The following is a 20,040-nucleotide window of genomic DNA, read 5'->3' on the forward strand; positions in this document are numbered from 1 at the left end:
TCATTTAAATGTTGTTAGGAGTTTTTTGTGCTAACTGTTTTTTCCAGCTCCCGTCATTTCCTGTATAGCAATCACGTTTTCTATTATATTCGTATATTCATTGCACTAACAGGAACGACTCTGGTTCCTTGGCTATTGAAAGAAGACCTTAAGATTACCATCCCACTGACGTTAGGTGTCGTCGCGGCTGCATTAACAGATTTGGATGATCGTTTAGTGGGTCGTTTACGTAATCTTGTTATCACCTTAATCTCCTTCTTTACTGCTTCTGTATCTATTACGCTGCTTTTTCCATACCCGTGGCTTTTCATTCTTGGGCTGGCGATTTCTACCTGCGGTTTCATACTGCTCGGTGCTTTAGGGCAGCGTTATGCCACTATTGCTTTTGGTGCCTTATTGATTGCAATATATACCATGCTGGGTACATCTATATTTCCTGTCTGGTATCAGCAACCTTTATTATTACTCACTGGTGCAATTTGGTATAACCTACTGACATTAGCAGGGCATGCACTATTTCCTATCCGCCCACTACAAGAAAATCTGGCACGCTGTTATCACCAGCTTTCAGCTTACCTGTATGCAAAAACAAATTTGTTTGATCCTGATGCTGAAGCAGAGGAGTATGAACAGGCTGTATTTGATGTTGCTATGACCAACAGCACATTAGTAACAACCCTCAATCAAACTAAAATCGCTTTATTAAGCCGTTTGAAAGGAGACCGGGGGCAGCAGGGAACACGCCAGACATTGCACTATTATTTTGTTGTTCAGGATATCCATGAACGTGCCAGTTCATCTCATATCCAGTATCAGAAGCTACGGGAAACATTGCGTCACAGCGATCTTCTGTTCCGTTTTCAGCGATTGTTATCCATGCAGGCACATGCTTGTGAACAGGTTTCACAATCCCTTATCCTACGTAAACAATATCAGCATAACTCACGATTTGAGAATGCTTTTACCTATCTCGAAATCTCTTTAGAGAAATTAAAAAGCCAGCAATTCGTTGATACCAAAATTAGTGCATTCAGTAACTTACTGAAAAATTTACGGGCAATTGATGCGCAATTAGCAGGTCTCAGTTCTGAGCAATATCTGATTTCTCAGGAAGTTTCTCAGAATAATAAACAAGAAGAAACTCAATTATCTGATGAAGCCTTAACGGGATGGCGTGATATTTTATTTCGGCTTCTCAGCAACCTGACTCCTAAATCAGCACTATTCCGCCACGCCATCCGTATGTCTGCGGTGCTTTGTACTGGTTATGCCATTATTCAGCTATTTGATATGCAAAGAGGTTATTGGATTCTGCTAACCAGCCTGTTTGTCTGTCAGCCTAACTACAGCGCAACTCGACATCGCTTGGCTCTCAGGGTTATCGGAACGTTAGCGGGTATTTTAATTGGTTTACCTGTTCTCTATTTTGTACCTTCTATTGAAGGGCAATTATTGCTGATTGTCATTTCGGGTGTGTTATTTTTTGCCTTCCGCAATAGCCAATATGCGCATGCAACTCTGTTTATTACGTTATTGGTATTATTAAGCTTTAATCTATTAGGGGAAGGCTTTGAAGTTGCTTTGCCCAGAATAGTCGATACCCTGATTGGCTGTGGTATTGCCTTGCTGGCAGTCAGCTTTATCTGGCCTGATTGGAACTTCCGCCAATTACCACAAGTTATCACCCGCACAGTGAATGCCAATTGTCATTATCTCAATGCCATTTTACTGCAATACCATCAGGGAAAAAGTAATTGTCTGGAATACCGAATTGCTCGTCGTAATGCTCATAATTACGATGCCGAATTAGCATCGGTTATATCAAATATGTCATCAGAACCTAAGCATCATCGTATTTCTCAGGAAGAAGCGTTTCGTTTACTTTGCCTGAATCACACTATGTTGAGTTATATCTCTGCTTTAGGTTCCCACCGTGAAAAACTGAATGAACCTGTAATTCTGGAGATACTTACTGACACAATTCACCATGTTGAATCTGCATTACAACAAGACAGAATTGATGATAAATTTTTTCATCATATTTCAGAGCAATTAATACAAAAAAGTAACCAACTGGCTTCTGATAACAGCAAAGTTCAACTTGTGTTACAACAAATGGGACTACTGATTGAATTACTGCCAGAAATAATTAATCTGAAAAAACAAATAAATAAATAGGAAATTATAATCCGCCTTCATAGAAGACGGATTATATTGTTTTAATAATTACATTTGTCGTTTTTAAAATTACTTATTTTTCACTTATCCTTTTAAATTAACAGAATATAAACTAATGTTAGTTGCTGTGTTCCAATTCTTGATACCATATCAGTAAATCATTACGTAGTTTTTCTGGCAATACTGCGACATGACAACCTTCTATTGCCCCAGCTAATGCCAGTAAGATATTAACACTTATCTTTTTTCCACTTTGTTGTAATTTAAGATAAGTTACTTTTGCACCCAACATACGTAACTCTTCTACTTTTGATATTCCTACTTTCCATAACTGGCGCTCCAAAGCCATTCCAAGATTAGGAAGATCTTTTAATCTGAGCGGTGTTTTTTGTTGATTAGTAATATCTGCCAGTGTGTCTTGGTAGGCTAACTTAACATATTTGAATAATTGTTTTTGATCCTGCCAAAGTGACTCACTGACTCGATAATAACGCAAAGCCACTGGAATCCCTCTTTTTGAATAGATGAACGTCTCCATACCTTTGGCTTTAAATAACGTCTCTGCATGACTATTTCCTCGTAAATAAAGCTCACCTTCATAACTCAGGGCGAACAAGACTCCATCAATTGATAACCCAACTCCACCAAACTGGGATTTCTTTTTAAGTTGTCCCAATGAAGATATACCATGTTTCAATTGATCAAAACGAGTCCCAGATAAAAACATTGTTATCACTCCATGAACTATATCCAGCTTAAATATTTTATGCTCTGTCTTCTTGCCTGTTATTAACAAAATAAATAACAAGAACAAGTAATTAAAACCATACGCAATCTATTTACGACTGCCAATCATTAAATTAGAAAAAAACTGTTTTATATAAATTTTTGCGAAGCGTCTTGAAAAAAATGGTCTTGCTTTTAGCCAAATAACCAATTACTGTATATACATACAGGATTCATGGTGAGGAACATTATGAGTATTCAACCCACTCTGGAGTATCTCATTGAGAGTAAAATTGAAGTTGAGAACAATACAACTCGCAAACACGAAATAAATAATGTAATTAACACTACATCTACAAAATTACAACCTATTAACCAACCTGAGCAAGGCATCATACAAGCAGCACAGGGAACAATCAGTGAATTAAGCTATTGTGAACAATGGCCCGTGCTTAATCACATCCTACTTCCTTTGTTGCACCAATCCAGAAGCGAAAACAGGTGGTTACTCTGGATAACCCCTAATAAAAAAGTCAGCCGCCAGTGGTTAGTGGATTCGGGATTACCGTTACACAAGAGCGTTCAATTAAACCAAATTGCCCCTGTCGCATCACCCCATGCCATGGAGAAAGCTTTAGAGAGTGGTAACTATTGTGTCGTTTTAGGATGGCTGCCAGAACTGTCTGAATATGGCGTACAAAAACTGCGATTGGCGGCACAGAAAGGTACAGCACTGGGCTTGATTATGCGCCCTCAGTACTCATCAGAACAGTATGAATCAACAGAAAACGGGATAAAGCTCCATTCTATTTATTACCATTGAATTAATTTAAGATTAATCTCAGTATTTTTTAGAATAAACATGCTACACCTAACAAAATATTGTTATTTTTTTATAAAAATCAACCAATTAAATCAAAAATCCACACAGGTTATCATTAGTGATTTTTACTTTCATATAGGTATTAATTTGAAAAATATGTGTCATCAATCACCATGTACTTGTAAGTTTTTAAGTTCGTTGTAGACTCTACAAAGTTAGGTTCATGCTGATTTAACTCACATTTCAGGAATTATCTTTTTATATTAACCGCATATACCTAACCGATTATTTCAACCAATGGCCAACAATAAGATTTTAAGGCCAACTACTTATTTGGATGATAACGAGGCGTACGATGAAGAAGACAGCTATCGCAGTGGCAGTAGCAACTTTTGCAACTGTGGCTCAAGCAGCTCCAAAAGAACATACTTGGTATGCAGGTACTAAGGTTGGTTGGTCTCACTACAGCAAAACAGAATTTCAAGACATCCCTTTTGCAGGCGCATCCGGCAGCGCTAAAAATAAAAACCCTCTGGGAGCAGGGGCCTATATCGGTTATCAGGCAACACCAAATGTGGCCTTCGAATTGGGCTATGACTGGCTAGGAAAGATGAGCTACGAATCTAAATCTCATGATGCGAGTTTCAAAAGCCAGGGTATTCAACTTGGAGTAAAACTGAGTGCACCATTAACAGATTCTTTAGATGTTTATACACGTCTGGGTGGCTTGGTGTGGCGTGCAAATGCTTCAGCATATTATGATGACCAGAAAATACCTATCACAGTACGTGGCAAACAAAAGAATTTGGAATGGAACGGTCGGGTGAAAAATAATAGCACCGGTATCTCTCCATTAATCGCTATTGGTGCTGAGTATGCATTGACTAAAAATATTGCAACTCGTCTGGATTACCAATGGGTACCAAAAGTTGGTCAGAGCGGAGGTGGCCTTTCAGTCGACAGTGATCGCAACTCTTATATAGGCCCTAAACCAAGAAATGGGTTGTTAACCCTCGGTGTTTCTTACCGTTTTGGACAGGATGACGATGTTGCGCCTGTTCCTGTTGTTCCGGCTCCGGTACCTGTTGTTGAAAACAGAAGTTTCACCCTGCGTTCCGATGTTCTGTTTGACTTCAACAAATCAACATTGAAGACTGAAGGTAAGCAGGAACTAGATAATCTATATAACCAACTGAGCAAAATTGATCCGAATCAGGGGCATGTTTTGGTTCTTGGCTACACCGATCGCATCGGCAGCCAACACTACAATTTACCTCTGTCCCAAAAGCGGGCTCAATCTGTTGCTGACTATCTGATTGAAAAAGGCATTCCTGCAAACAGCATTCAGGCTGAAGGCCGTGGGAAAGAAGATTCTGTTACCGGCTCAACATGTGACAATGTCAAGGCTCGTTCTAAATTGATTGATTGCCTGTCACCAGATCGCCGTGTCATTATCAATATTCAGGGCACTCAACAGGTCACTACCCCAGCACAAGTTGCCCTTTGATTTATTTAAAAATTATTCATAAATTAAAAACCTCATGTCCATACATGAGGTTTTTATTTCTCACTCACCCTTTAACACTATTTATCTAAAATGGCAGCTAAATCCTGTTTTAGATTCAGTATTTGGTGAGCATATTTCTCTTTATGTTCTGCATCTTCCAATAATTGCACAATTGTTTCTGATAAAGTATTGCCACGGCGTCTGGAGAGATTTGAAAGACGCTGCCAGACATGAAAATCCAGGTCGATGGACTTTTTACGCGAGTGCTGATGTTCGGCGTTAAAATGACGCTTACGCCTTGCGCGGATAGTTTGTTTCATGCGATTGGATAAAGCTTCATTCATATGCAGTGATATCCACTGCAAAACCTGAACGGGTTCTCGTTCTAACTTTAACAATTCATTAATTGCATCCTGAGCTGCACTTTTTTCAGGATATTTAGTAATGGCTTCACCTTCGCGATGTTTTTTCACTAAATAAGCCCATTTCCAGCCACATTCCAGATTTTCCAATTGTTGATATTTCATTTCATCTCTCAGTGACAGCGTAACTTAAATTAAGCATAGCAATTATTTATCTTAATTTCTCATAACAACAACGGATTATAGTGCATTTTATGCACAATCAATAAGTTAGTCCAAATATCATGCCTTTCAAAGATTATGGCGTGTTGGTTCACAGCCTAATCTTGTATAATAAATGATTCTTTTTCACTACATGTAGCTATCACTTTGACGAATATAAAATTAGACTGGCAATCATTACAGCCAAATAGTGAACCTTATCAATCACTTTTCAATTCTGTTTCTGAATCATCTTCTATCAATATGGAAGTAGTTCAACCCAGGCTGCACAATGGGCTGGCACTTTTTTGTCAGGCCAATTTACGCCAATCCTTTATGTTGTTAAAAGCAGAAGAGAGTGATGCCTGTCTGGCTCTTTTATCCGATACAGTTTCTACATTATTACCGGAAAGCTATCCTGATATTGGCGGTTATTATCAAATAGAACACCAAACCGTTACATGGCATTCCTCCGGTGAAGGCCCTTTCTCGCCAAATCAAAGAGTTGCTTATCGTGAGTGGATTGAACCAGAACAATTATTTGGCAACATCTATACACATCAGAATGTACTTCAGCTTCAACCGGGGCTTATCCATCAAGTTAATGGCGGTGTTTTAATTTTACCTCTACGCACTTTGCTATCCCAGCCATTAATGTGGGTTCGGCTCAAACAGATGATCATTCAACGACGCTTTGACTGGCTACCACATAATGAAAACCAGTCTCTGCCTCTGCCAATTCCCTCAATACCTTTAGATTTACGCCTGATCCTTGTCGGGGATCGGTTCAGCCTTGAAGAATTGCATACTATTGAACCGGAGCTGGCAAGCAGTGCTTTATACAGCGAATTTGAGCCTGATATGCCATTTCATGAAGAAGCTGATCTGGCAACGTGGTGCCATTATATTAATGGATTCACTCAGCAACAAAAATTACCCTCTTTGAGCCAGGATGCCTGGAGCGAATTACTCAGGCAAGCTATTCGTTACACCGAAGATCAATTTAGTTTGCCTTTAGATATCCAGTGGCTGAAACAAACTCTGGAAACGGCAGCGAATTATCAGCAGGAAAATCAGATTACTTTGAGTTCTCTGCAACAGGCTGAAGATAACCGGCGCTGGCGCCATAGCTATTTAGCTGAACGCAGTATGGATGAGATCCTGAAAGGTCAGATATTGGTCCGTACCCAAGGTGCTGTTATCGGTCAAATAAACGGATTATCTGTACTTGAATATCCGGGCCATCCAGAGCCAATGGGTGAACCCTCTCGAATCAGTTGTGTTGCCCATTTAGGCGATGGCGAATTTATTGACGTAGAGCGTAAAGTAGAGTTGGGAGGTAATATTCATGCCAAGGGTATGATGATCATGCAGGCCTATCTGATTTCTGAGTTAAAGTTGGATCAACCACAACCCTTTTCTGCCTCGATTGTGTTCGAACAATCCTATGGAGAAGTTGATGGTGACAGCGCTTCATTAGCTGAATTATGTGCATTAATCAGTGCACTGTCTCAACAACCGATAAACCAGCAAATTGCGGTTACAGGTGCCGTAGACCAATTTGGTAATGTTCAGCCGATTGGTGGTGTTAATGAAAAAATTGAAGGGTTTTTCCGTGTATGTCACTGTCGTGGCCTGACCGGTTCACAAGGTGTGATTATCCCAACAGCCAATGTGCAACATTTGTGCCTGCATCAGGACGTTATTGATGCGGTGAAAAACGGAGAATTCCATATTTGGGCTGTGGAGCATGTATCCGAAGCCGCTTCACTATTGACAGATATCCCTTATTATGATGAACAAAAAGAACACCTGTTAGCCATAATATATGAACGTATTACACAAGTTAATAATCAAGAGCGGCCCAAATCACCCTGGTTTTTACGCTGGTTAGGTTAGTGTATCTATAGCTGATCGGAGTTGTTCAGCGTACAAGTGTACGCTATTCTCTAGCCTTACCCAATAATAAGGCTATCTGAGAATATGTTTAAAAAACAAGAGTCCTACACGAAAGAAGAACTTCAAGCCTCTGGACAAGGTAAGTTATTTGGTGAAAATGGGCCGCCATTGCCTTCCGGCAATATGTTAATGATGGATCGCATCATAAAAATGACAGAAGATGGTGGCACTTATAATAAAGGGTATATCGAAGCTGAACTGGATATTAACCCTGATTTGTGGTTTTTTGGTTGTCATTTTTTCAAAGATCCCGTTATGCCCGGTTGCCTCGGTCTTGATGCGATGTGGCAACTCGTTGGTTTCTTTATGGGCTGGCTGGGCGGTGAAGGTAAAGGTCGGGCACTTGGTGTTGGAGAAGTAAAGTTCACCGGACAAGTGTTACCAACCGCAAAAATGGTTACATATCGTATTAATTTTAAACGAGTCATAAACCGGAAACTGATAATGGGTCTGGCTGATGGCGAAGTGTTGGTTGACGGTAAACTCATCTATACAGCAACTGATCTGAAAGTAGGTATATTCAAAGATACCAGTAATTTTTGATTTTCCTGCCCTTATGTCTGTTTCCCTTCTCTTACCCTAATCACCTCTGCATTATTATGGCAGAGGTGATTTGTTATTAAACTAGTAAATTAGTGACTAAGATCACGGTCATTAAACACGGTCTTCCATTGCCTGACGCCAGCCTCCCAGCCAATGTGAACGGGCATCCAATGAATGATAAGGGCAATTTTCCCGGGGCCGCCCTAAAATACCAGCGTGATAGCCTCTGGAGAGTGCACGTGCCAAACGATCTCTTTTTTGTCGCTTCATGCCTTACTTCCTCATTTATTACCATGAAAATAAAACAATGAATATTTCTTATGCAGAAGGCTTTCTAGTGATACTCCTATCTGAAATGAAGATCAAGTAAAGAAATCGTAAAAAAGTTATAATTTGATACCCGGATATTTCGATATCCCACTAAAAAGTGTCACAATAACTCCATATTACTCCTGAGGCGTTATAAGACAGGTTTGTTATAGTTTAAGAATTATCTTTAAGACACTGAAAACACATGATACAGACACCCTCTTTTCATCGTTCATTTTTACATCCCCGCTACTGGCTGATCTGGCTGGGAATCGGGATACTTTATTTAATGGTTTTACTTCCCTATCCAATGATTTACTGGATCGGCACCCGACTTGGAAGGCTCTCACAACGCTTTTTAAAAAAACGGGCTAAGGTCGCTGAACGTAACCTGACTCTCTGTTTCCCCGATATGTCACAGGAAGACCGAAATCAGTGGCTGGTCAAAAATTTTGAATCAGTGGGCATGGGGCTATTTGAAACCGGCATGGCATGGTTCTGGCCTGACTGGAGAATAAAACGCTGGTTCAAAGTGACAGGACGGGAAAATATCCAGAAAGTACAGGCTACAGGTCAGGGGATCATCGTTATCGGGGTTCACTTTCTGACACTGGAATTGGGTGCCCGCATTTTTGGTATTCTGAACCCAGGCGTTGGGGTTTACCGACCAAATGATAATCCGCTTCTGGACTGGCTACAAACTTGGGGACGCTTGCGCTCCAACAAATATGTACTGGACAGAAAAGATCTCAAGGGAATGATCCGATGCCTGAAAAATGGTGAAATTGTTTGGTACGCGCCAGATCATGATTATGGCCCGCGTAAAAGTGTATTTGCGCCATTATTCGCTGTTGAACATGCAGCAACAACGATCGGGACTTCAATTTTGGTTCGGTTATCTAATCCGGCTCTACTTCCTTTTACTCCACGTCGATTGCCAGATGGAAAAGGTTATGAGCTGATTATTCAACCAGCCGTAGAAAATTTCCCTGTAAAAGATGAAACAGAGGCTGCAGCCTTCATGAATAAAGTCATCGAGCAGGAGATCTTGCAGGCACCAGAACAATATATGTGGTTACACCGCCGTTTTAAAACACGCCCTGAAGGCATGCCATCTTTATATGATGATGATACTCACTAGGCTGCCCGGCTTTTTCAGGTTGCCTCTTTTTTGGCTGTAACATCTCTTGAAAACCGGTGAATATAAATCATCATAATTCAAAAATCAGGCAATCATTCACAAAGTGACTGCCTGATTTCTAACAAAATATTATGTCATTAAGTGAAAATATCTTACTTAATGGATCATTCAGTAATTTCCCCCACACACATCCGAGATCTCCGTGTTGGAGTAAGCATTTCCCCGCTCTTTTTCCAGCTTTTGTCTGGTTTCTCGATAGCATTTTCGTTGAGAAGCACGATTTCTATCACCTGTATGTGTCCAGTCTTTGGCATGATAAGGAAAACTCATTTTTTGATTATCCAAATCATAAGAAAACCCAAAATGTGCTGTTGAATCGTCTTTTCGGGTATATTTCTTCGCTTCTTCTGCCCGTTTCTCAGCCAGAGCATTTTCTCGCGCCAGTTTATCCACCTGCCAGTTGTTGTTGTCTAATTCATCTCTTTTTTTCAAATATTCTTCTGATGCTTTGTTATCAGCAGGTATATTACTTTTGTAGCTAAAGTCATGCGCTAACGCCTGAGAACAACCAATTACCATAAGAAAAATCAGGCTGGTAATCCTTTTGATTCGCATAAATCCCCTAGTGTGATTATAACTAAAAATCATTATTTAATAGTTATTATTACTTTAGATCAACTCCCAGTTATAGGTAGTTAACGGGCTAAAAACAAATAACCCTTTACAATCAAAAGCAATTTCAACATGCTAACTGAGATTTTTTTATGTAAAGTGAGTTTCCGATGTCCTCATACCCTATTTATCATGTCGATGCTTTCACAGAAAAAAACTTTTCCGGCAACCCTGCCGCCATCGTCTTACTGGATGAATGGCTGGCAGATGAAAAACTGATCGCTATCGCTGCTGAAATCAATCTGTCAGAAACCGCTTTTTTAGTCGGTGATCACCTGCGCTGGTTTACTCCTAAAGTTGAAGTAAATTTATGCGGACATGCCACACTGGCAACTGCTTTTGTCCTCGTTGAAAAATGTTCATATCAAAATAAATTAATCACATTTAAAACCCGCTCCGGTGAGCTGCATGTTACTCATCAGAATGGCGTTTTTACATTAGATTTTCCGGCTGCTGATTGCCGGGAAAAGGCAGCACTGCTTCCCGTCATCCGCGATGCTCTGGGGCAGGATATCAGTGAAGTATTTGCCTCCCATGATCGCTATATCTGTGTATTGGATTCTGCCGAGCAAGTCCGCCGGACCCAGCCTGATTTCGAAAAAGTAGCTTCTCTTCCTTTACCGGGGCTTGCCATTACAGCGCCCGGCGATTCATCCGCTGACTTTGTCTCACGTCATTTCTCACCGGCAAAAGGTGTTAATGAAGATCCTGTCACGGGTTCAACACATTGTGTTTTAGCCCCTTTCTGGGGTAAAAGGCTTAATAAATCGATCCTTCGTGCACGTCAGTTATCTGAACGGGGTGGCGATATATTATGTGAGGTACAAGGAAAACGTGTTTATCTGACAGGAAAAGCTAAACTATTTTCTTATGGTCAAATAGTGCCTTAAATCAAGTCACTTTTATTTTTATCAGTAAAAAGCGATAAATGTTAAAAATGTTAAGGAAAGATATGACTCAGCTATATATGTTTTATCTTGGCGGTAATGCTGGAAAATCCAATATTGAAGTTCATGATGTCCAGTTTGTTGCGGTAAATGAAATTGAAGATGCATATCCGGTATTACGCGATGTTTGGTTTGGCGATAAAGATAAACTTCATCTGGATGGTTATATGCCTATTACATGGGCTGATGGCTATGACATTTCTCTCAGTAAACATGAATACATTGGGGAATTACAGCTCTATTTTGTGAACGTCGGAGGCTATCAAAAGAACTCACTGGCAGAGGCTCATGAATTCGCATTTTTTGTCGGCCGTACAGCAGAAGAAGCAAAAGAAAAAGCAAAAGAGTATCTTCTTACCGGCTATGATCAATTGCATAAAGATAATCTGAAAGATGTCGATGACTGCCTGCTTTTGGGGCAAGTGAGTGGCTACTATATCCATCTGACTGAAAACCCTCACGGGCAGCCTGATAAACCTGAGTGGCAAGGATATCGCCCGATAGGGATCTGATAATCGGATAAAGAAGAGTCAGCCCCCACCTTTTGCTGACTCTGCTAACGTCAAATCAGCTATAAGTTAAAATAGCGAATGCACATTACCTGCTAATAAATCTGAATTAATATCGGTGACAGATTTCACGCCTGTCAGCGTCATGGCAACCCGCATTTCTTTATCAATCAATTCTAATAAGTTAGAAACACCCGCTTCTCCCGCTGCCGCCAGAGCATAAGCAAAAGCTCGTCCCAATAAAACAGAGTCAGCCCCCAATGCAAGCATTTTTACTACATCTAATCCAGTGCGAATACCTGAGTCAGCCAGAATGGTAATGTCACTTTTGACGGCATCTGCAATAGCCGGTAACGCTCTGGCGGTAGAGAGAACACCATCCAGTTGTCGTCCGCCATGATTAGACACAACAATACCATCCGCGCCAAAACGTACAGCATCTTTCGCATCTTCAGGGTCAAGGATGCCTTTAATAATCATAGGCCCTTGCCAGAAATCGCGTATCCACTCTAAATCTTTCCATGATATAGAGGGATCAAAGTTGCTTCCTATCCAGCCGATATAGTCTTCCAGCTTAGTTGGTGTACCACGATATAAGGATATATTACCGAGATCATGCGGCTTACCCATTATTCCCACATCCCAGGCCCAGCGCGGATGGGTTATTGCCTGTAAAAAACGCCGCATAGCTGCATTCGGGCCGCTCATTCCTGAATGAGCATCACGATAACGGGCACCGTGAACTGGCATATCAGCAGTAAAGACCAGATTTTTAACGCCTGCTGCCTTTGCCCTTTCCAGAACATTACGCATAAAACCACGATCTTTTAATATATAAAGCTGAAACCATATCGGGCGTTCAACTGCGGCAGAAACTTCTTCAATCGGACACACTGATACCGTAGATAGGGTGAATGGAATACCTTTTTTAGTCGCGGCGCGCGCAGCTTGTACTTCTCCACGGCGAGCATACATACCACTTAAGCCTACGGGTGCCAATGCCACAGGCATTGATATTTTTTCCCCGAATAGGCTGGTTTCCAGATTCAGTTCAGACATGTCTTTCAATACACGCTGGCGTAGCTCAATATGAGATAAATCTTCAGTATTTCGTCTGAGAGTGTGTTCTGCATAGGCTCCGCCATCAATATAATGGAACAGAAAAGGAGGTAACTTAGCCTGTGCCACAGCCCGGTAATCAGTTGAAGCGGAAATAATCATGATCTGCACCTCTGCCCACAATAAAATGGACGACAATAATATTATTCTGGCTGACCATATTGCCCATGACCAGCACATCAGACAACGCAGTAAAGAGTATAAAAATACATAACCCTGTACCACAAAACATCTGTTTTATTTGATGGCTGGTAACAGTTTGGGGAAAAATACCAGAGGCAACAGAAGTAAAATAAGCGAATACTGTTTATTCTGATACGATTGCTTTCAGAGCATCATAAACAGGCAGTAAACGAGTAAAACCGTCTCTATAGAGAAAGTGCCCTGCGTTCTCAATATTAATAATTTCAGTTTGCAATGAATTAGCCAGTGCATGGGATGATTCGGGAAATACAATTCTATCATTAGAAGAAATAACGGAAATACGATGTGCTGTTACTTCACGTAAAAATGCATAATCCAATGGCTGGAAAGTAAAACTGGCTAATTCTGGTAGCGTACTCTGCAATGTATCAAACCCAGCAACCAAAATATATCCACCAATTTTATCAGTGGTGTCTCTGATGTCTGCTAAGTGGCGAAGTAAAGTCACACACCCAAGACTATGCCCAATAAAAATTGTATTACCATCCGCATTAGGTATAACCTCCATTAGTTTTCTGACCCACGCTTCCGATTCAGGTGATAACGAATCAGGCATTTCCGGCACAATAACTTCGGCTCCTTGCTCAGTCAGCACTTCTTTTAACCAGGGAAACCAGTGTGATGAAGGTGAAGCAGTATAACCGTGAACAATAATGATTTTTTTACCGGAAAAATTTTTACCAGAAAACATAGTAAGATCCTTTATTGTTGATTGTGTCCTGATGAATATCAGTTATATTCTATTTTCACATACCCTATATTTTTAATTTTTCACGTACAACCATTAAAGCAAAGCCTAATAAATTTAACCCATTCCATGCTAAAGGATTATAAATATCAGGATTATCCTCTGCCATTCCGATACCCCAAATCCGATCTACAGGGCTGGCTTCTACTAATACCTTATCTCCTGTCCGCAATAAAAATGTTTTCAGTGCCGGATTTTGAGAAAATTTAGCTATATTTCCATCAATAACAATGTGTGACCGATGCGCGTTCCAAACTGATTGGCTAAACCCTTTTACTTCCCGGCCATAAGCCTTTGCTGCCCCCGGATTTTTAGCATTAATAATTTTTTCCAGTGTAGCAGAATCATTAAATAGCCGAGCTTTCCCAGCCATCATATAATGTTCCGCACTCATATAATTGACTCCATCGACGATAAATTCCGTGAGATACCACTGGCTTAAACACGATTTAGTAATAATTTGTGTATGATTAGTTTTATGCCCCCAGAAAAAAAGGTATTTAATATCCTCTTTTGATTGGTAAAGCTTACATAACGTTTCAATATCCATATTTTTCTCTGTAGTAAATAATTTTATTAAATTTATAAACAATAGTTATCATACAAAAAAGGCTTAAATAAGAAAAAATATCTTTATTTATATTAAAACCAAATAATCGGTATATTATCTGTAATGTAAAGTTCGTTACTGAACTTGACTGTCTTTCTGATGAGTTCTTACTATTTTTTAACCTACTTCTCAATTTCAGCATTTGGTGTAATTTTTTATTTACACTACATGTACCACGAGTTTGACAGCTATAACTCAATCCTTTACTCTGCCAGTCTTATAACTCTATTTTATCAACATATTCAGAAACGAGGGTCGCGTGAAGAATCGCACTATTGGCAGTATTTTTATCGTCGCCGGAACGACGATTGGGGCAGGAATGCTGGCCATGCCTCTGGCTGCAGCAGGTGTAGGTTTTGGTACAACACTGGCCATGTTAATTGTCCTGTGGGCGTTGATGAGTTATACCGCTCTCCTGCTGGTGGAAGTTTATCAATATAATAAAGCCAATACAGGTCTGGGCACTATCGCAAAACGCTACTTAGGCACAGGTGGGCAGGTGTTAACGGGGTTCAGCATGCTATTTCTGATGTATGCTCTGACAACAGCCTATATCAGTGGTGCAGGTGAATTATTGGCTGCCAGTTTATCGGCATGGTTAGATAAACAAATTTCTGTCTCTGTCGGGATCATCATATTTACTCTGGTCGCCGGAAGTGTCGTCTGCATTAGTACCCGATCTGTTGATTTAATTAACCGCCTGTTATTTACCGCTAAAGTTATTTTTCTGGTGCTTGTTCTTGGTGTGATGATGCCTCATGTTGATAAGATCAACCTGATATCTATGCCAATAGAAAAAGGGCTTGTTCTATCAGCTATCCCGGTGATTTTTACTTCGTTCGGGTTTCATGGCAGTGTACCGAGTATTGTTGCCTATATGGGCGGGGAGACAAATAAGCTCCGGAAGATATTTCTTATCGGTAGTGCTATCCCGCTAACCGCTTATATCCTCTGGCAATTAGTCACTCTTGGTGCCATTTCTTCCAATACCTTTGTCGGTATTCTTGCTCAACAGTCAGGGTTGAACGGGTTATTACAGGCAGTCAGAGAAGTGGTTGCCTCTCCCAAAGTAGAACTTGCTGTCCATCTGTTTGCTGATCTCGCACTGGCAACATCGTTTCTGGGGGTTTCACTCGGCCTGTTCGATTATCTTGCTGACCTGCTGAAACGCCGCAATCATGCTAAAGAGCGTTTGCAAACCGGCCTGATAACCTTTGTGCCTCCTATGCTTTGCGCCCTGTTCTACCCTAACTTTGTCATGGCACTGACCTTCGCAGCCGTTGCGTTGTCAATTCTGGCTCTGTTACTCCCTTCTCTGCTGGTTTGGCGCTGCCGTCAGGAAAATCAGGGAGGGTATCGTGTGAAAGGTGGCCGCCCTGCATTAGTCCTCATTTTCCTTTGTGGGATTGCCATTATTGCTATACAGATTGGTATTGTGACAGGAATACTGCCGGAAGTGGGTTAACGAGCCACACTACTAAGAACTACACCACTAAGAAAGAGATATCCGCATCTTTATGGATGCGGATAATTTCAGTCAGGATATATCAGAAATTCACACCCGCTCCAATGTAAAAACCATCTGATACTTTATTACTGCGATCCCCGCCTTTACCTTTTAAGTCAATTACACGATAGCCCGCCTCAATACTGATTGGCCTAAAGACGAGATAACGGACACCACCAGTAGCTTCCGTGTAAGAATCAATACCTGAAGTAAAACCGGCTGGAGCGCCATAAGCCTCACCATATAATGACAGCGATGGTGTCACCGCGACACTGAGACCAACACCAGCAGCCAGTGCTGCCCCCTCTTTCCCCACTTTCGGTGACAGGTAAAGTGCTTTACCGCCAACACTGGCGGTCAGCGGGCCAACAGGCAGAGCGAAGGCAAGCCCCAGGCTACCTAACTGACCATTATGATCGCTGCGAGTCCAGTTTCCGTTGAGGGATAGCCCCGCAGTCTTATCACCAACTCCCGCAGATGTACTGGTATAGTGCTTTCCTGCCTCAACATTTACAGAAATTGCATTTGCTGTACCAGTCATAAAGAGCAGACCAGCAGCACTGACAGCAATAAAACCTTTCATATTGTATCCTTCTTCTCTCATTAGTAATCGCCACTACTTGTGTTGCAACTGATTGGTTGCAAGCCATTTTACTGAAATTCAGTAAACTCCATAAACTATAAATTTAATGAACTATTAGGATTAATCAAGATGTGGGAGTGCTGTATTTTTCCAGTACCCAGCGTTTAACCTGCTGCCGAGGAATTTTTATTCCATCATTCTTGAACTGTTCAGGCAGTAAGTAACAGGCGACAGGCTGCTGAAATGAAGCAAGTTTATCCGAAAGCCAGCTAACAAGTGTTGTGGTAAGTGTAGGAGAGTTTGTTTCGATTACCATGACAGGCCGATGCCCAAATTCCGTATCAGGCACAGGAACAACAAAACTTTGCTGGATGTCGGGATGCAGGTTGATGATTCGCTCAATATCTTCTGGCTGGATACCTTCTCCACCGCTGAAAAACTGGTTGTCAAGACGCCCGAGAATACACAGCTCTCCCTGTTCAAAGGCACCCCGATCACGGGTAGCAAACCAGCCATTCTCTCTAATCAGAGGCTGTAATTTCCCATCAGACCAATACCCCATCGCGATACTGTCTGCCTTAATCTGTATTTCTTCATCCTGCAAGCGGATCTCTTTTCCCGGCAATGGTGTTCCCACTCCCGGTAAACCATCGGCACGTTTTGCGCAGACTGTTGAAGCCATTTCAGTCATTCCATAACCACACCAGCAGCGAATTCCCCGTTCTTCGGCCTGCTGAATCAGATCCTGCGGTATCATCGCACCACCCAATAGCACATCTTTTAAAGTCTGTTGATGTTCACGCGGCTGAGACAGCCAACGCCATAATTGAGTGGGCACTAAAGAGGCATGAGTACAACCGGATAAAGCACTATCCAGAAAGCGCATATCTTCTAATACCAGTTCTGCACCTTTCAACAGCCAGCGCCAGAGTATTCCCTGACCTGAGACGTGGTATAACGGCAGTGACAATAACCAGCGATCATGTGAAGTAAAATCGATACAGGAAAGAACCCCCTTTGCACTGGCAAGATGTGCCTTCACAGAATGCACAACGGCTTTAGGCAACCCGGAAGAGCCTGAAGTCAGGATCATACTGGCCGGACGATAGATGTCCCATGAAATTAAGTCCCATGAAACACGTTTACCTGAAACACTTTTCCCTGATGTGACTGTAAACTTAGTTTGCCAGTTGAGTTCTGTTGCCTGAATAACTGTGAAAGAGGAATGGGTAAAATCAGCCACAAATTCTATATTCAGTCGGGGAAGTAATTCCACCAGCAATGATGCGGGAAGTTGAGGATTCAGTGGCAATACTCTTGCCCCGCATTGGAGTGCTCCGAGATAACAGAGTAATAATTCAGTGCTGTTTTTCCCCCTCAGAATGACTCCACTGCCTTCTGATACTCCCTGTTGCCGGAAGCTATGAGCAATGGCGTTAATCTTTATCGCTAACTGCTGCCAAGTCAGGGATTCTCCATACAACAAGGCAGCCTGCTTTTCTGGAGCACAAATCGCCCAGTGATGCCACGGCCATTGGTTAAACGAGGCTAGTGACATTCATGGCTCCATACTATTTCCAGCTTATCTGCCTCCAGACAGGGAATGTCACTGTCTGGCCAGCAACGAATAAGCTGTGACCGGAGCAAATCAAGGGTATCCAATCCCGGCAATGTATCCGGCGTTAACCAGTGAGCTAAACGAGCCAGTTGAGTCAGGCCAAAACTGCTTTCAATACTTGAACTTATCACAGCGTCCAACCCTGCCTGATGAGCTTCAGTAATCAATTGCCGGCAACGGGCAATACTGCCGACTAAAGTGGGTTTGATGACAATAGCCGCAACACCTTCTTCGGCTTTTACTGTAAAATCCTCTTCCCGAACGCTTTCATCCCATGCGATGGCAATACCTGTTTGACGGGCAAAATCCAGTGACTCTTCACGGGTTTTGCAAGGCTCTTCAAGGAATGCAATACGCTGGCGATAATCCGGATTGACATACTTCGCAAATCCATCTGCTTTGGTACGCGTCCAGCTACGGTTAGCATCCAGCCTTAACTGAAGTTCCGGCACGGCTTCCAGCAAAACATTCGCCACCATGCCATCCCGTACGGCCTCGTATAAGCCTACCTTCACTTTAGCAATTTTCTGTCCGGCCATTTTTCCCAAACGCAGAATCACCTCATCAGGATCGCCGGTACACAATGGCGCTTTGCGATAATCGGCTTCTTCTGGTAATTCACCGCATAACTCAGCGAGAGCACAACTGATACCAAATGCAACAGAAGGTAATTCTTCATTCTGCTCTGGCTCTGTGTCTGCCTGACACCAGTTTGTTAACCACTCCACAGCGGCTTGTTGTGCCTGTTCAAGCGTTTCATGACTGAATTCCGGCAACGGAGCAATTTCTCCCCAGCCGTGAGCCTCATTTTCCTGTAGATGAACCAAAAAACCATCGCGGGTTTTCAGGCGCTGATAACGCAGGATAACACCTGCCTCCATCGGCAGGCTGTAGTGATAAAGAGTTGCTTTACGCATTATGGGTTACGTTTGAATTTACTGAAATCAGGGTGACGTTTTTCATTGAATGCATTACGCCCTTCCTGCCCTTCTTCAGTCATATAAAACAGCATGGTGGCATTCCCAGCCAACTCCTGTAAACCTGCCTGCCCATCACAGTCTGCGTTCAATGCCGCTTTCAGACAACGCAGCGCCATCGGGCTGTTTTCCAGCATTTCACGGCACCAGCGCACCGTTTCTTTCTCCAGATCCGCATAGGGGACAACCGTATTAACCAGCCCCATATCAAGTGCTTCCTGCGCATTGTACTGACGGCACAGGAACCAAATTTCGCGGGCTTTTTTCTGCCCGACGATCCTTGCCATATAAGAAGCACCCCATCCTCCGTCAAAAGAGCCGACTTTAGGGCCGGTCTGTCCGAAAATTGCATTATCTGCGGCAATAGTCAGATCGCACATCAAGTGCAGAACATGCCCTCCGCCGATGGAATATCCGGCGACCATAGCGACAACAGGTTTCGGACAAGTGCGTATCTGGCGCTGGAAATCCAGTACATTGAGATGATGGGTTCCCACGTCATCTTTATAACCGCCGTAATCGCCACGGATTTTCTGATCGCCTCCCGCACAGAACGCTTTTTCGCCCATTCCTGTCAGAATAATTGTGCCGATACTATCGTCATAGCGCGCATCAGCCAGAGCCTGAATCATCTCTTTAACTGTCAGAGGACGAAAAGCATTGCGCACTTGTGGACGATTGATGGTGATTTTAGCGATGCCATCCGTAGATTTATGATAACGAATATCTTCAAATCCATCGGAATAATCTTGCCATTCAATTGGCGCATATAATTTTTCTTCATGTGGATAGAGCAT

General features: G+C 42.1%; 20 protein-coding genes. 9 read left to right on the forward strand and 11 right to left on the reverse strand.

From position 1 onward, the window contains the following. Nucleotides 1-27 precede the first annotated feature (27 nt). A complete protein-coding gene (gene yccS, locus Xinn_RS04450; protein ID WP_086956228.1) occupies nt 28-2,178 on the forward strand; it encodes a YccS family putative transporter in 2,151 nt (716 codons plus the stop codon). Between the two features lie 118 nt (nt 2,179-2,296). Here the strand turns inward: yccS and Xinn_RS04455 are convergent, their stop codons facing one another. Continuing rightward, the gene (locus tag Xinn_RS04455; RefSeq protein WP_086956227.1) at nt 2,297-2,905 is read right to left on the reverse strand and encodes a TfoX/Sxy family DNA transformation protein; all 609 of its coding nucleotides are present in this window, start codon (nt 2,903-2,905) and stop codon (nt 2,297-2,299) included. A gap of 249 nt (nt 2,906-3,154) precedes the next feature. Between Xinn_RS04455 and sulA the strand changes: the two genes are divergently transcribed. Together sulA and ompA are read left to right on the forward strand one after the other, a co-directional pair. Next, the gene (sulA, locus tag Xinn_RS04460; protein ID WP_086956226.1) at nt 3,155-3,727 is read left to right on the forward strand and encodes an SOS-induced cell division inhibitor SulA; all 573 of its coding nucleotides are present in this window, start codon (nt 3,155-3,157) and stop codon (nt 3,725-3,727) included. A gap of 355 nt (nt 3,728-4,082) precedes the next feature. Then, nucleotides 4,083-5,234 carry a porin OmpA gene (gene ompA, locus Xinn_RS04465; protein ID WP_086956225.1) on the forward strand — a complete coding sequence of 384 codons (1,152 nt, stop codon included), beginning with the start codon at nt 4,083-4,085 and terminating at the stop codon, nt 5,232-5,234. Nucleotides 5,235-5,311: 77 nt separating this feature from the next. On the opposite strand, the gene matP is transcribed toward ompA, so the two are convergent. Beyond that, entirely contained in the window at nt 5,312-5,761 is a 450-nt protein-coding gene (matP, locus tag Xinn_RS04470; RefSeq protein WP_086956224.1) for a macrodomain Ter protein MatP, read from the reverse strand. A gap of 204 nt (nt 5,762-5,965) precedes the next feature. Between matP and Xinn_RS04475 the strand changes: the two genes are divergently transcribed. Both Xinn_RS04475 and fabA read left to right on the forward strand, forming a co-directional pair. Next, a complete protein-coding gene (locus tag Xinn_RS04475) occupies nt 5,966-7,696 on the forward strand; it encodes an AAA family ATPase (RefSeq protein ID WP_086956223.1) in 1,731 nt (576 codons plus the stop codon). A gap of 84 nt (nt 7,697-7,780) precedes the next feature. Continuing rightward, nucleotides 7,781-8,299, forward strand: coding sequence for a bifunctional 3-hydroxydecanoyl-ACP dehydratase/trans-2-decenoyl-ACP isomerase (fabA, locus tag Xinn_RS04480; protein ID WP_086956222.1), 519 nt, complete (start codon nt 7,781-7,783; stop codon nt 8,297-8,299). Between the two features lie 111 nt (nt 8,300-8,410). Here the strand turns inward: fabA and rmf are convergent, their stop codons facing one another. Beyond that, on the reverse strand, nt 8,411-8,569 hold the full coding sequence (gene rmf, locus Xinn_RS04485; protein ID WP_086956221.1) for a ribosome modulation factor: 159 nt from the start codon (nt 8,567-8,569) through the stop codon (nt 8,411-8,413). Nucleotides 8,570-8,813: 244 nt separating this feature from the next. Between rmf and Xinn_RS04490 the strand changes: the two genes are divergently transcribed. Further along, nucleotides 8,814-9,749, forward strand: a complete 936-nt coding sequence (locus Xinn_RS04490) for a Kdo(2)-lipid IV(A) acyltransferase (RefSeq protein WP_086956220.1) — start codon at nt 8,814-8,816, stop codon at nt 9,747-9,749. A 168-nt stretch (nt 9,750-9,917) separates the two neighbouring features. On the opposite strand, the gene Xinn_RS04495 is transcribed toward Xinn_RS04490, so the two are convergent. Then, a complete protein-coding gene (locus Xinn_RS04495) occupies nt 9,918-10,364 on the reverse strand; it encodes a hypothetical protein (protein ID WP_086956219.1) in 447 nt (148 codons plus the stop codon). A 167-nt stretch (nt 10,365-10,531) separates the two neighbouring features. Between Xinn_RS04495 and Xinn_RS04500 the strand changes: the two genes are divergently transcribed. Then, nucleotides 10,532-11,311 carry a PhzF family phenazine biosynthesis protein gene (locus Xinn_RS04500; protein WP_086956218.1) on the forward strand — a complete coding sequence of 260 codons (780 nt, stop codon included), beginning with the start codon at nt 10,532-10,534 and terminating at the stop codon, nt 11,309-11,311. Nucleotides 11,312-11,373: 62 nt separating this feature from the next. Next, entirely contained in the window at nt 11,374-11,880 is a 507-nt protein-coding gene (locus Xinn_RS04505) for a DUF1543 domain-containing protein (RefSeq protein ID WP_086956217.1), read from the forward strand. Between the two features lie 66 nt (nt 11,881-11,946). Here the strand turns inward: Xinn_RS04505 and lldD are convergent, their stop codons facing one another. The 3 genes from lldD to Xinn_RS04520 form a co-directional block, all read right to left on the reverse strand. Further along, a complete protein-coding gene (lldD, locus tag Xinn_RS04510) occupies nt 11,947-13,098 on the reverse strand; it encodes an FMN-dependent L-lactate dehydrogenase LldD (protein WP_086956216.1) in 1,152 nt (383 codons plus the stop codon). Between the two features lie 205 nt (nt 13,099-13,303). Then, a complete protein-coding gene (locus tag Xinn_RS04515) occupies nt 13,304-13,891 on the reverse strand; it encodes an RBBP9/YdeN family alpha/beta hydrolase (protein WP_086956215.1) in 588 nt (195 codons plus the stop codon). A gap of 64 nt (nt 13,892-13,955) precedes the next feature. Next, nucleotides 13,956-14,498, reverse strand: coding sequence for a riboflavin biosynthesis intermediates N-glycosidase (locus Xinn_RS04520; protein ID WP_086956214.1), 543 nt, complete (start codon nt 14,496-14,498; stop codon nt 13,956-13,958). Between the two features lie 319 nt (nt 14,499-14,817). Here Xinn_RS04520 and tyrP point away from each other — a divergent pair, with 319 nt between their 5' ends. Further along, a complete protein-coding gene (gene tyrP / locus Xinn_RS04525; RefSeq protein ID WP_086956213.1) occupies nt 14,818-16,023 on the forward strand; it encodes a tyrosine transporter TyrP in 1,206 nt (401 codons plus the stop codon). Between the two features lie 82 nt (nt 16,024-16,105). On the opposite strand, the gene Xinn_RS04530 is transcribed toward tyrP, so the two are convergent. From Xinn_RS04530 to menB, 4 genes are all read right to left on the reverse strand, one after another. Continuing rightward, nucleotides 16,106-16,648 (reverse strand): YfaZ family outer membrane protein, encoded by a 543-nt coding sequence (locus tag Xinn_RS04530; protein WP_086956212.1) that lies wholly within the window; start codon nt 16,646-16,648, stop codon nt 16,106-16,108. Between the two features lie 124 nt (nt 16,649-16,772). Next, the gene (gene menE, locus Xinn_RS04535; protein ID WP_086956211.1) at nt 16,773-18,206 is read right to left on the reverse strand and encodes an o-succinylbenzoate--CoA ligase; all 1,434 of its coding nucleotides are present in this window, start codon (nt 18,204-18,206) and stop codon (nt 16,773-16,775) included. After that, a complete protein-coding gene (menC, locus tag Xinn_RS04540) occupies nt 18,197-19,183 on the reverse strand; it encodes an o-succinylbenzoate synthase (RefSeq protein ID WP_086956210.1) in 987 nt (328 codons plus the stop codon). Before menC ends, menE begins: the two co-directional genes overlap by 10 nt. Beyond that, nucleotides 19,183-20,040, reverse strand: coding sequence for a 1,4-dihydroxy-2-naphthoyl-CoA synthase (gene menB / locus Xinn_RS04545; protein ID WP_086956209.1), 858 nt, complete (start codon nt 20,038-20,040; stop codon nt 19,183-19,185). Before menB ends, menC begins: the two co-directional genes overlap by 1 nt.

This window comes from Xenorhabdus innexi (assembly GCF_002632485.1).
Taxonomy (GTDB): Bacteria; Pseudomonadota; Gammaproteobacteria; order Enterobacterales; family Enterobacteriaceae; genus Xenorhabdus; species Xenorhabdus innexi.